A 12,346-nucleotide genomic window follows, 5' to 3' on the forward strand; every position below is an offset into this window, starting at 1 on the left:
CGCGGTGGAGCCCGATAAGCCGTTTCAGGGCCTGGTCAGCGGCAGGGTGGCACCCATGACCGCGTACGGGAGGCTCGCGCTCGGGAAGTGCACCCGGCGGGCGAGGTCGGCATAGCCGAGGGACCGGTAGAGGCCGCGGGCGGGACTCTCGGTGTCGATGGCGGAGAGGATCGAGCGGGGTTCGGCGGCGTCGTCGGTGAGGGCGGTGATCAGTGAGCGGCCGATGCCGTGGCCCTGGAAGCCGGGGTGGACGTGCAGCTCGGTGATGACGAAGGAGCCGTCGAGCCATTCCTCGTGGCCTCCGGCCCGCAGGTAGGGCTCGACGACGGTGGACCACCAGTGCGTGCGGTCGTTGGGCATCCCGTAGACGAATCCGGTGAGCGCGCCGTCCTCGGCGAAGGCCCCGAGCGCGCGGGCTCCCTTGCAGGTCATGTGGCGCTGGACGATGTAGCGCCGGATGCCGACCTCCTCCTCGCTCAGGCCGAAGGCGACGGCCTGCACGCGCAGGGCCTCGTCCACGCGGGCGGCGAGGTCGAGGGGGCCGATACGGACTCCGGAAGGCAGCATGCGGTGACCTTACTTCGCGGTAAGGGTGTGCCGGAATGCCCCGCCCCCGGTCTCCTCCCGGTTCAGAACAGCACGCTCATGAACGCACCGACCTCGCGGAAGCCCACCCGGTGGTACGCGGCCCGCGCCGCGGTGTTGAAGTCGTTGACGTAGAGGCTGACCACGGGCGCCACGTCGCGCAGCGCGTACGCGACGACGGCAGCCATTCCGGTCTCGGAATGGCCCCGACCGCGGAACTCGGGGGCGACCCAGACGCCCTGGATCTGGCAGGCGCGGGAGGTGGCGGCGCCGATCTCCGCCTTGAAGACGATCTTGTCGTCCTCGACGCGGGCGAAGGATCGGCCGCCGGCGACGAGCTCGGCGACGCGGGCCTGGTACAGCAGGCCGCCGTCACCGGCCATCGGCGAGACGCCGACCTCCTCGGTGAACATCGCCACGCAGGCGGGCATGATCAGGTCCATCTCGTTCTTGCGGATCCGGCGGACCTGCGGATCCGGCTCGACCGTGGTGGACGGGTGCTCGATGACCATGAGGGGCTGGTGGGCGCGGACCTCGCGGGCCGGCCCCCAGCTGGGCTCCAGGAGCTGCCACAGCAGCCGGGTGGGCGCGGCGGGGCCGACGATGGAGGAGCAGCGGCGGCCGGTGCGGCGGGCCCGGTCGGCGAAGGCGCGTACCGCGTCGGGCTCGGCGCAGACGGGGACGAGGTTGGCTCCGGCGTAGCAGAGCGAGCGGAGCTCGCCGTCGGCGTACCAGCCCCACATCTCGCCGCCCAGACGCCAGGGGTCGAGTCCGGCGACCTGGACCCTGGAGGTGACGAAAGCGTTCTCCACCGGCTCGCGTCCGAGGACGTCGAGCGCGGCGTCGAGATCACTGGGTTCAAGGACCCGGGTGGTGGTCTGCGTCAACACTGGGGCCTCACCATGCAAGTCTGCTGATCTCCGCACTGTACCCGGCGGCACCGGACCGTGCCGCGTCCACGGGTCACGAAAAGGCCCCGGCCCCGCTCCCGAACTGCGGGAACGGGGCCGGGGCCGGACGACTGCGGCGCCCTCGCCGGACAGCGCGGGCGGTGCGCCGGACCGGTGCGTCAGACGCCGATGGCGACGGTCGGCTCGCCGCTGGCGACGCCGTCGGCCTCCATCTGCGCCGCGATCTTCATCGCCTCTTCGATGAGGGTCTCGACGATCTTCGACTCCGGTACGGTCTTGATGACCTCGCCCTTCACGAAGATCTGGCCCTTGCCGTTGCCGGAGGCGACGCCGAGGTCGGCCTCGCGGGCCTCGCCCGGGCCGTTGACGACGCAGCCCATGACGGCGACGCGCAGCGGGACCTCCATGCCCTCCAGGCCCGCCGTGACCTCCTCGGCCAGCTTGTAGACGTCGACCTGGGCGCGGCCGCAGGACGGGCAGGAGACGATCTCCAGGCGGCGCGGCTTGAGGTTCAGCGACTCCAGGATCTGGATGCCGACCTTGACCTCCTCCGCCGGCGGGGCGGAGAGGGAGACGCGGATGGTGTCGCCGATGCCCTCGGAGAGCAGGGCGCCGAAGGCGACCGCGGACTTGATGGTGCCCTGGAAGGCGGGGCCGGCCTCCGTGACGCCCAGGTGCAGCGGGTAGTCGCAGGCGGCGGCCAGCTGGCGGTAGGCGTTGACCATGACGACCGGGTCGTTGTGCTTGACCGAGATCTTGATGTCGCTGAAGCCGTGCTCCTCGAAGAGCGACGCCTCCCACAGCGCGGACTCGACGAGCGCCTCGGGGGTGGCCTTGCCGTACTTCTTCAGCAGGCGGGCGTCGAGGGAGCCGGCGTTGACGCCGATGCGGATCGGGGTACCCGCGTCGTTCGCGGCCTTCGCGATCTCCTTGACCTTGTCGTCGAACTGCTTGATGTTGCCGGGGTTCACGCGGACCGCGGCGCAGCCGGCGTCGATCGCGGCGAACACGTACTTCGGCTGGAAGTGGATGTCGGCGATCACCGGGATCTGCGACTTCTTGGCGATCACCGCGAGGGCGTCGGCGTCGTCCTGGGTCGGGCAGGCGACGCGGACGATGTTGCAGCCGGAAGCGGTGAGCTCGGCGATCTGCTGGAGCGTGGCGCCGATGTCGGAGGTGCGGGTCGTGGTCATCGACTGCACCGAGATGGGTGCGTCGCCTCCGACGGCCACGGAACCGACCTGGATCTTGCGGCTGACCCTGCGGTCGGCAAGCTTCGTCGGCACGGACGGCATTCCGAGAGAGATGGCAGTCATCTGCTGTGCAACCCCAAGGTGTGGATCGAGGTCCCGATATCGGCGGGCTCCAGGCTTCGAGATTACGCCAACCACGGCACGCCCCGTGCATCCGAGGGGGCGCACGGCCCGAACGTCGGGGGCCGGGCCCGATGTGTGCCCGGCCCCCGACGGCCCGTCGCGGTGTGCCGTGAGGGCTAGGTGATCTTGATGGGGTTCACCACGTCCGCGACCATCACCAGCAGGGTGAAGCAGATGAACAGGCCCGCGACCACGTAGGCGACGGGCATCAGCGTCGCCACGTCGAACGGGCCGGGGTCGGGGCGGCGGAAGATCCGCGCCACGCCCCGCCGGACGGACTCCCACAGCGCGCCGGCGATGTGCCCGCCGTCGAGCGGGAGCAGCGGCAGCATGTTGAAGAGGAACAGCGAGAGGTTGAAGCCGGCCAGCAGGTTCAGGAAGAACACCAGCTGGTGCTGTGCGGGGATGTCGAGGGCGAAGATCTCGCCGCTGACGCGCGCCGCACCGACGACGCCCATCGGGCTGTCCTGCTTGCGCTCGCCCCCGTTGAAGGCGGCGTTCCACAAGTCCGGGACCTTGGACGGCAGGGCGACCAGCGACTGCACACCGGCCTCCATCATCTCGCCCATGCGCTCGGCGGACTGGCCGAAGGACTGCGGTACGTAGCCGGAGGCGGGTGCGAATCCGAGGAACCCGGCGGTGACGTACTCGTCCTTGACGTACCTGCCGCTGCCGTCGGTCTTGGCGACCTTGTTCTCGATCAGGTTCGCGGTGAGGTCAAGGCGCTCCCCCGCGCGCACGACGGTGATGGTGGCAGGCCCCACGGTGGAGCGGATGTCCTTCTGCAGGGCCGACCAGTCGTCGACCGCGCGGCCGTTGAAGGCGACGATCTTGTCGCCGGCCTGGAGGCCCGCGGCCTTGGCGGGGGCGGCCGGGTCGCCGGGCCGGCAGGTGTCCCGCTTCTCGCTCTGCTGGATGACGCAGTCCGAGACGGTGGCGACCGAGGTGGTCTGGGTGTTCAGCCCGAAGGTCATCAGGGTGGTGAGGAAGATCGCCACGGCCAGGACCAGGTTCATGAACGGGCCGGCGAACATCACGATCACGCGCTTCCACGGCTTGCGCGTGTAGAAGAGCCGGGTCTCGTCGCCGGGCTGGAGCTCCTCGTACGCCGCCGAGCGCGCGTCCTCGATCATCGACCGGAACGGCGAGGTGGACCGGGCGGTGACCCTGCCGTCCTCGCCGGGCGGGAACATCCCGATCATGCGGATGTAGCCGCCCATGGGGATGGCCTTGATCCCGTACTCGGTCTCGCCCTTCCTCCGCGACCAGACGGTCGGCCCGAAGCCCACCATGTACTGCGGCACCCGAATGCCGAACATCTTGGCCGTGGAGAGGTGCCCCAGCTCGTGCCACGCGATGGAGACCAGCAGGCCGACCGCGAAGATCACGATTCCGAGCACCGTCATCAGAAGTGTCATGCGCGCGCCTCCGCGGCGGCCCGAGCCGCCATCTCCCGCGCCCGGGCCCTGGCCCAGGCCTCTGCTTCAAGGACGTCCCGCACGGTCAGGGAGGTTCCCGACTGCGGCGTCCCGTGCTCATCGACCACGGCAGAGACCGTATCCATGATTGCTGTGAACGGCAGCCGACCGGCCAGGAATGCCTCGACGCACTCCTCGTTCGCCGCGTTGAAGACGGCCGGGGCGGTACCGCCGAGGGCGCCCACGTGCCGGGCGATGCCCACGGCGGGGAAGGCCTCGGTGTCCAGCGGGAAGAACTCCCAGGCGGAGGCCCTGGTCCAGTCGAAGGCGGGGGCGGCATCCGGGATCCGCTGGGGCCAGCCGAGGCCGATCGCGATGGGGCCGCGCATGTCCGGCGGGGTGGCCTGGGCGAGTGTGGAGCCGTCGGTGAACTCCACCATCGAGTGCACGTACGACTGCGGGTGGACCACGACCTCGATCTGCTCGAACGGGATGTCGTAGAGCAGGTGCGCCTCGATGACCTCCAGTCCCTTGTTGACCAGGGTCGCCGAGTTGACGGTGATCACCGGGCCCATGGCCCAGGTGGGGTGGGCGAGCGCGTCCTCGACGGTCACCTCCGCCAGCTCGGCGCGGGTGCGGCCGCGGAAGGGGCCGCCGGAGGCGGTCACCACGAGCTTGCGCACGTCCGCGCGGGTGCCGGCGGCCAGCGCCTGGAAGAGGGCCGCGTGCTCGGAGTCCACGGGGATGATCTGGCCGGGCCCGGCCAGGGCCTTGACCAGCGGGCCGCCGACGATCAGCGACTCCTTGTTGGCCAGCGCCAGGGTGCGGCCGGCCCGCAGGGCTGCGAGGGTCGGCGCGAGGCCGATGGAGCCGGTGATGCCGTTGAGGACGGTGTGGCATTCGGAGGCGGCGAGCTCGGTCGCCGCGTCCGGCCCGGCCAGGATCTCGGGCAGTGTCTCGCCCGGGCCGTGCTGGGCGCTCAGCGCCTCCTTCAGGGCCGGTACGGCGTCTTCGCGGGCGACGGCCACCTTCTCCACCCGCAGCAGCCGGGCCTGCTCGGCCAGCAGCGCCACCCGGCCGCCGGCGGCGGACAGGGCGGTGACCCGGAACCGGTCCGGGTTGCGCAGGGCGAGGTCGATGGCCTGGGTGCCGATGGAGCCGGTGGACCCGAGGATCACGATGTCCCGGCGGCCGGCCGCGGGGTCGAAGAGGAGGTGCGGGTCGGCGAGGGGGGCTGGACGGTCGCTCATGCCCCCCATTGTCGCGGCACGTCAGGGGCGGCCCGACACGGAGCCCCCTTCTGTGACGCGCAGGAGGAGGTGCGGGAGCGTTCCGGCGAAGTCGGGGAGCGTGCGGGCGGTGCGCCACCAGGCCTCCGGGGCCTCGCCGAGGGCGGCGGTGAGCAGCCGGTACGCCTCCGCGTGCGCGGCGAGGACGGCCTCCGGGTGGTCGTGCCGGTCGGGGCGGTCCACCTCGCCGAGCCAGTGGTCCTCGTCGAGGGCCCAGCAGGCCGGCAGCTTGTGCCGGATCACGTCGGTACCGGTGAGCAGGCCGCGGTCGAGGCAGTCGCGCACCCAGCGGATGTCCTCCTCGGCGCTCTCCATGGGCACGGCCAGGCTCGCGAGGGCCAGTTCGCGCTCCACGTCCCCGGAGGGCTCGGCGGCCGTAGGGGCCAGGTGGCGCACGGCCCGGTCGAGCCCCGGGTCCGGCTCTCCCGTGCCGGCCGGTCCGGGCAGGGTCCCGTCGGCGACGCCCGCCACCAGGGCGGGCAGCGGTCCGCGGTACCCGGGGGCGTACCGCAGCAGCTCCGCCCACAGCCGCGGGTCGTCCCCCAGCGGGCGCAGGGCCCGCATCACGGCGGTCTGCATGCCTGCCTGTTCGGGCAGGGTCCAGCGCAGGGAGCGGCGTTCGGGGAGGTGGCCGAGGAGCAGGGTGTGGCGCGCGGGGGCGACGTGGGCGACGAGTTCCTGGTGGGTGAGCCGGCCCATCCGTACGGCGCGGACGGCGGGCCGGTGCCAGGAGCCGCGGTCCGCGGGTGTCTCCGCGGCGGTGGCGAGCAGCCCGAGAACGGTCTCCCGGGGCAGGTCGGCCACGAGCAGCAGGGCCTCGACGGAGCCCGCGGGCAGCGGCCGGCGGGTGTGCTCGGCGAGGAGCAGCCCGGGATCGGTCGCGTGGGGCAGCGCCAGGATGTCCAGCGGGACCCGCGGCCCGCGCCTGCCGTGCCGGCGCAGCAGGCCGGTCAGCTCGGCGGTGGCGAGGGGCCCTGCGGCGGGGTCCCGGCCGAGCTCGGCGCGCAGGACGGGCAGGAGTTCCGGCGGTGTGCGGCGGCGAGCGTAGCGGGCCGGCCCGGGCAGGCCGGGCAGCGGCCGGCCCAGGACCCGCGGGTTGTGGGCGATGTGGCCGCGGTCGTCCGCGCCGCCGTGGCGCAACAGCAGGGTGACGGTGGAACCCGCCAGCCATGCGTCGCGGCAGAGGTACTTCAGGGTCGGCCGGTCGAGGCGGCGGATCATGTCGACGACGACGTGGTCCGGTGCGTGGCGCAGGAGGTGCGCCACGCACCAGGCCAGCCGTCGGCTGGTGCGGTCCTGCTCGGCCGTCGGCATCGTTCTCGTCCGCCCTGTGCTGTGCGCGTACGCGTGCCGGATCCGCACGCGTACTCATCCTCGTACGTCTGTCCGACGTGCGGCGATGATCGCAGGTCAGCGGATGGGGCGGTGCACGTTTTTCCGGTTCGAGGGTCCGGGGGCGGCGTCCGCGATCCAGGGGCCGTCGTCCGAGGGATCGAGGACGCCCTCCTCCAGCCAGGCGTAGGTCCCGGACAGGACTCCGGCGACCACCTTGCGGTCGAGGTCGTCGGTGTTGGACCAGAGCCGCCCGAAGAGCTCCTCGACGCGCAGCCGGGACTGCTCGCAGAAGGCGTCGGCGAGCTGGTACGCCTCGCGGCCGTGCTCACCCGAGGCGCGCAGGTGCTCGGCGCGGACGCAGGCCGCGCTCATCGCGAAGAGCTCGGCTCCGATGTCGACGATCCGGCCGAGGAAGCCCTGCCTGGTCTCCATGCGGCCCTGCCAGCGGGACATGGCGTAGAAGGTGGACCGGGCGAGTTTGCGGGCGCTGCGCTCCACGTGGCGCAGGTGGGTGGAGAGGTCGGGGTGGCCCGCGGGGTGGAAGGCCCGGTAGGTGCCGGGGACGTGGCCGGGTCCGGTGGCCAGCCGGGGCAGCCAGCGGGCGTAGAAGCCGGCGGCGCGGGCACCGGCCCTGGCCTTGTCGCCGAGTGCCTTCTCGGGGTCGATGAGGTCGCCGGCCACCGACAGGTGGGCGTCGACGGCCTCGCGGGCGATCAGCAGGTGCATGATCTCCGTCGAGCCCTCGAAGATCCGGTTGATGCGCAGGTCGCGGAGCAGCTGCTCGGCGGGGACGGCACGCTCGCCCCGGGCGGCCAGGGACTCGGCCGTCTCGAAGCCGCGTCCGCCGCGGATCTGGACCAGCTCGTCGGCCATCAGGCAGGCCATCTCGGAACCGTAGAGCTTGGCGAGGGCGGCTTCGATGCGGATGTCGTTGCGGTCCTCGTCGGCCATCTGGGAGGCGAGGTCGACGACCGCTTCGAGGGCGAAGGTGGTGGCGGCGATGAAGGAGATCTTGGCGCCGACCGCCTCGTGCCGGGCGACCGGCCGGCCCCATTGCTCGCGTACGCCGGACCATTCACGGGCGATCTTCAGGCACCACTTGCCGGCGCCGACGCACATGGCGGGCAGGGAGAGCCGGCCGGTGTTGAGCGTGGTGAGGGCGATCTTGAGCCCGGCGCCCTCGGCGCCGATGCGCTGGTCGGCGGGGACACGTACCCGGTGGAAGCGGGTGACGCCGTTCTCCAGGCCGCGCAGGCCCATGAAGGCGTTGCGATGCTCGACGGTGATGCCGGGCGAGTCCGCCTCGACGACGAAGGCGGTGATACCGCCGCGGTGGTTCTCCGACTTCGGCACCCGGGCCATGACCACGAGCAGGTCCGCGACGACCCCGTTGGTGGTCCACAGCTTCACCCCGTCGAGGACGTAGTCGTCGCCGTCCGGGACCGCGGTGGTGGCCAGGCGCGCCGGGTCGGAACCCACGTCGGGCTCGGTGAGCAGGAAGGCGCTGATGGCGGTGGTGGCGCAGCGCGGCAGGTAGGCGTCCTTCTGCGCCTGCGTGCCGAACATCTTCAGGGGCTGGGGCACGCCGATCGACTGGTGAGCGGAGAGCAGGGCCCCGATGGCCGGGCTGACCGAGCCGACCAGGGCGAGCGCCTTGTTGTAGTACACCTGGGTGAGGCCGAGCCCCCCGTACTTGGGGTCGATCTTCATCCCGAGGGCGCCGAGCTCCTTGAGCCCTCGCACGGTCTCGTCCGGGATCTTCGCCTCGCGCTCGATGAGCGCGCCGTCGACACGGGTCTCGCAGAACTCGCGCAGCCGGGCGAGAAAGGCCTCGCCCCGGCGGACGTCCTCTTCGGCGGGGAGCGGGTGGGGATGGATCAGGTCGAGCCGGAACCGTCCCAGGAACAGCTCCTTGGCGAAACTGGGTTTGCGCCAGTCCTGCTCCCGGGCCGCTTCCGCGACCTGTCGTGCCTCGCGCTCGGTCACCTTGGGCTGGGTGCCGCTGGGCTGTACGGGCTGTGTTGCGGACATGAGGGGACTCACCTCGCCGCTGGAGTCGGGGGTACCGGCCTCCTGGCCGGTGCTGCCTGTGAGTCGTACCCAAAGTGCGCGGAATGGAAAAGGGGGACGGCCGGAGCCCCCGCACAGTAGGCTCCGGCCGTCGGCTTTTCGGCGGTACGAGATCAGATGTCGAGGCCGGTCAGGACCAGGACTCGCTCGTACGTGTAGTCGTCCATCGCGTAGCGGACGCCCTCGCGGCCCACACCGGACTGCTTGACGCCGCCGTACGGCATCTGGTCGGCGCGGTAGGACGGCGCGTCGCCGATGATCACGCCGCCGACCTCGAGCTCGCGGTGGGCGCGGAACGCGGTCTGGACGTCGTGCGTGAAGACACCGGCCTGCAGACCGAACTTCGAGTCGTTCACCGCGGCGAAGGCCTCGTCGGTGTTCTCGACCCGCAGCAGGGTCAGGACCGGGCCGAAGACCTCCTCGGTGGCGAGCTTGACGCCGTCGGGGACGTTCGCGAGGACGGTGGGCTCGTAGGAGGCGCCTTCGCGCTTGCCGCCGGTGAGCAGCTTGGCACCGGCCGAGACGGCCTCGTCGACCCAGGACTCGACGCGCTGGGCGGCGGCCTCGGAGACGAGCGGGCCGACGTCGGTGGCGTCGTCGCCGGGGTCGCCGGTGACCTGGGCCTGGACCTTCGCGACGACCTTCTCGACGAGGCGGTCGTAGACGGAGGCGTCGGCGATGACCCGCTGTACGGAGATGCAGGACTGGCCGGCCTGGTAGTTCGAGAAGGTCGCGATACGGGTCGCGGCCCAGTCGAGGTCCGCCTCGGAGGACCAGTCGTCCAGGACCACGGCCGCGGCGTTGCCGCCGAGCTCCAGGGTGCAGTGCTTGTGGGGCACCGACTGCTGGATGGCGTACCCGACGGTGTCGGAACCGGTGAAGGAAATGACGGGGAGGCGCTCGTCCTTCACCAGGGCGGGCATCTTGTCGTTCGCGACCGGCAGGACCGACCAGGAGCCGGCCGGGAGGTCGGTCTCGGCGAGCAGCTCGCCCAGGATCAGGCCGGACAGCGGCGTGGCCGGGGCCGGCTTGAGGATGATCGGCGCACCGACGGCGATGGCCGGGGCGACCTTGTGGGCGCACAGGTTCAGCGGGAAGTTGAACGGCGCGATGCCGAGGACCGGGCCCTTGACGAAGCGGCGGGTCAGCGCGAGGCGACCGACACCGCCGGCGTCGGTGTCCAGGCGCTGGGCCTCGCCGCCGTTGAAGCGGCGGGCCTCCTCCGCGGCGAAACGGAACACGGACACCGCACGGCCGACCTCGCCGCGGGCCCACTTGACGGGCTTGCCGTTCTCGGCGGAGATCAGCTGGGCGATCTCCTCGGTGCGCTCGATGAGCCGCTTGGACACGTGGTCCAGGGCGGCGGCCCGTACGTGGGCGGGGGTTGCGGAGAACTCCGCCGTCACGGCGTACGCCGCGGCCACGGCCTCCTCGACCTGCTCGTCGGTGGGCACGCTGACGGCGGCGACCAGTCGACCGTCCCACGGGGAGTGGACGTCGAAGCTGTCCTCGCCGGTGGCCTGGCGGCCGGCGAGCCAGAAGGCGTGGGTGGAAGTCATGCGAATCCCGGCCCTTCGGAAGTGTGCGGTGGGTCCTGACCCCTCCACCGTAGGACTCCGCGGGGGATTCGGCGTTTGTCCGGCGTGTAGTACCGGTCGCCGGGGTCGCGCCGGTTTGTCACTGTCGCACCCGGCCGGGCTCCGTGCGGGTCCTTAGCTCGGGGTGGAGGTGGCCTTGAGGGCGAGCCACAGTTCCATGCGGACGTCCGGGTCCTCCAGGGAACGGCCGAGGATCTCCTCGACCCGCTTCATCCGGTAGCGCAGGGTGTGCCGGTGCACGCCGAGGTCGGCCGCGGCCGCGTCCCACTGGCCGTGGCGGGAAAGCCAGGCCTGCAGGGAGGCCACCAGGTCCCCGCGGCCCGTCGCGTCGTGCTCCCGCAGCGCACGCAGGGTGCCGTCCGCGAAGGCCCGCACGGCGTCGTCGGCCAGTAGCGGCAGGACCGAGCCCGTCGCCATGTCCTCGTGCTCCACCAGCGGGCGGCCGCGCCGACGGGCCACCGCGAGGGCCTGGTCGGCCTGCTTCAGGGCGGCCGCGACGCCGCCCGGCCCGGCGGGTGCGGAAAGCCCGACCACCAGTTCGTCCGGCTCCGGTCCGGCCGCGTCGCGGCCGCGCCGGGCCTCCAGGGCCTCCGCGTGGACGGTGCACGCCCGTACGGCCGCGCCGGCGTCGGCGGCGAGGACCACCAGCCTCCCGGGCTCCGGTACCACCAGCAGCGCCTCCCCGGTGCGGGCGGCGGCGGACTCCACCGCGTCGGCCAGCAGCGCCAGGCCCTCCGGCCGCGCCGTGCCCCCCAGCGCGGGCTCGGCCACGACCAGCCGGAACGGCGCGTCCAGCAGCGACCCGTACAGGTCGCCCGCCACCGCCCGGGCGTGGTCCGGCTCGTCGGCCAGCAGCATCCGCAGCACCGCCGCCCCCAGCCGGGACTCGGCGTCGTGCAGCGAGCGTGAGCGCTCGGTGGTGAGCGTCAGCAGCGCGACCGCGGAGTGGACGGCGTACCTCTCGGCCGTGCCCAGCGGGGCCCCCGTGCCGACGGCGAGCGCGCCCCGGGCCCGCCGGCCGGTGCCCAGGGACTGGAGCTCGACGCGGTCCTCGGAGCCTCCCACCACGGCGCTCGCGGGTGCGGGGCGTTCCCGCAGCCGCTCCACGTCCGGGGTCAGCCGGGCGGCGCGGCGCGCCGCCCAGTCGGGGGCCGCCGCCACGACCGCTCCGGAGGCGTCGTAGAGGGCCGCCCAGCCGTGCACGTGCGCGGCGAGCTTCGCGAGCAGTTCGGCGGGGCCGTCGACGGAGAGCGCGGCGCGGGTCAGTTCGCGCTGCGCCTCGAAACCGGCGGTCACCGCCCGGTACTGGTCGGCCGCGAGCGCCGCGGAGACGGCCTTGCTGATGGCGAGGAACGGCGTCCGGCGCGGCACCTCCAGCAGCGGCATGTCCTCGGCCCGCGCCGCTTCGACCAGCGCCTGGGGGACCGCCTCGTAGTTGACGCCGATCGCGAAGCCGATGCCGACCACTCCGGCCGCGGCGAGGCGGCGCACGTAGGCCCGCATCTCGTGCGGGTCGTCGGCGTCCAGCTTCATCGCCGTGATCAGGAGCAGTTCGCCGCCCTCCATATAGGGGACGGGATCGGCGAGTTCGCTGACGTGGGCCCAGCGCACGGGGGTGTCCAGGCGGTTCTCCCCCGCCCGGACGCCGAGCTTGAGCGCCGAGTGCTGGACGAGGGAGGCGAGGGTCAGCGGCATCGGTTACCAGGAGCCTTAGCGGGAGGGGACGGCGGGAACGCGGGAGCCGTCGACGCCTTTTCGCCGTGT

General features: G+C 72.5%; 9 protein-coding genes. All 9 read right to left on the reverse strand.

The genetic code is table 11. The features are described from left to right. Nucleotides 1–24: 24 nt before the first annotated feature. The 9 genes from AW27_RS08620 to AW27_RS08660 all read right to left on the reverse strand — a co-directional run bounded on the left by AW27_RS08620 (nucleotide 25) and on the right by AW27_RS08660 (nucleotide 12,277). A complete protein-coding gene (locus AW27_RS08620; protein ID WP_037928496.1) occupies nucleotides 25–567 on the reverse strand; it encodes a GNAT family N-acetyltransferase in 543 nt (180 codons plus the stop codon). A 62-nt stretch (nucleotides 568–629) separates the two neighbouring features. Further along, entirely contained in the window at nucleotides 630–1,475 is an 846-nt protein-coding gene (locus AW27_RS08625) for a GNAT family N-acetyltransferase (RefSeq protein ID WP_172671404.1), read from the reverse strand. A gap of 179 nt (nucleotides 1,476–1,654) precedes the next feature. Beyond that, nucleotides 1,655–2,812: a flavodoxin-dependent (E)-4-hydroxy-3-methylbut-2-enyl-diphosphate synthase gene (gene ispG, locus AW27_RS08630; RefSeq protein WP_030767370.1), complete on the reverse strand. Its 1,158-nt coding sequence runs from the start codon at nucleotides 2,810–2,812 to the stop codon at nucleotides 1,655–1,657. 176 nt (nucleotides 2,813–2,988) lie between these two features. Further along, nucleotides 2,989–4,290 (reverse strand): M50 family metallopeptidase, encoded by a 1,302-nt coding sequence (locus AW27_RS08635; protein WP_037928491.1) that lies wholly within the window; start codon nucleotides 4,288–4,290, stop codon nucleotides 2,989–2,991. After that, nucleotides 4,287–5,549 (reverse strand): 1-deoxy-D-xylulose-5-phosphate reductoisomerase, encoded by a 1,263-nt coding sequence (dxr, locus tag AW27_RS08640; RefSeq protein ID WP_172671403.1) that lies wholly within the window; start codon nucleotides 5,547–5,549, stop codon nucleotides 4,287–4,289. Before dxr ends, AW27_RS08635 begins: the two co-directional genes overlap by 4 nt. 12 nt (nucleotides 5,550–5,561) lie before the next feature. After that, nucleotides 5,562–6,893 carry a hypothetical protein gene (locus AW27_RS08645; RefSeq protein WP_037928484.1) on the reverse strand — a complete coding sequence of 444 codons (1,332 nt, stop codon included), beginning with the start codon at nucleotides 6,891–6,893 and terminating at the stop codon, nucleotides 5,562–5,564. A 96-nt stretch (nucleotides 6,894–6,989) separates the two neighbouring features. Continuing rightward, nucleotides 6,990–8,945 carry an acyl-CoA dehydrogenase family protein gene (locus tag AW27_RS08650; RefSeq protein WP_037928481.1) on the reverse strand — a complete coding sequence of 652 codons (1,956 nt, stop codon included), beginning with the start codon at nucleotides 8,943–8,945 and terminating at the stop codon, nucleotides 6,990–6,992. Between the two features lie 152 nt (nucleotides 8,946–9,097). After that, nucleotides 9,098–10,543: an aldehyde dehydrogenase family protein gene (locus tag AW27_RS08655; RefSeq protein WP_037928478.1), complete on the reverse strand. Its 1,446-nt coding sequence runs from the start codon at nucleotides 10,541–10,543 to the stop codon at nucleotides 9,098–9,100. Between the two features lie 153 nt (nucleotides 10,544–10,696). Continuing rightward, complete coding sequence (locus AW27_RS08660; RefSeq protein ID WP_037928475.1) at nucleotides 10,697–12,277, reverse strand: PucR family transcriptional regulator; 1,581 nt, start codon at nucleotides 12,275–12,277, stop codon at nucleotides 10,697–10,699. Nucleotides 12,278–12,346 lie beyond the last annotated feature (69 nt).

It is taken from the genome of Streptomyces sp. PCS3-D2 (assembly GCF_000612545.2).
Lineage (GTDB): Bacteria > Actinomycetota > Actinomycetes > Streptomycetales > Streptomycetaceae > Streptomyces.

Coding starts and splice junctions, on each gene's coding strand:
- AW27_RS08620 (WP_037928496.1), bottom strand. CDS start 567: ATGCTGCCTTCCGGAGTCCGTATCGGCCCCCTCGACCTCGCCGCCCGC.
- ispG (WP_030767370.1), bottom strand. CDS start 2,812: ATGACTGCCATCTCTCTCGGAATGCCGTCCGTGCCGACGAAGCTTGCC.
- AW27_RS08635 (WP_037928491.1), bottom strand. CDS start 4,290: ATGACACTTCTGATGACGGTGCTCGGAATCGTGATCTTCGCGGTCGGC.
- dxr (WP_172671403.1), bottom strand. CDS start 5,549: ATGGGGGGCATGAGCGACCGTCCAGCCCCCCTCGCCGACCCGCACCTC.
- AW27_RS08645 (WP_037928484.1), bottom strand. CDS start 6,893: ATGCCGACGGCCGAGCAGGACCGCACCAGCCGACGGCTGGCCTGGTGC.
- AW27_RS08650 (WP_037928481.1), bottom strand. CDS start 8,945: ATGTCCGCAACACAGCCCGTACAGCCCAGCGGCACCCAGCCCAAGGTG.
- AW27_RS08655 (WP_037928478.1), bottom strand. CDS start 10,543: ATGACTTCCACCCACGCCTTCTGGCTCGCCGGCCGCCAGGCCACCGGC.
- AW27_RS08660 (WP_037928475.1), bottom strand. CDS start 12,277: ATGCCGCTGACCCTCGCCTCCCTCGTCCAGCACTCGGCGCTCAAGCTC.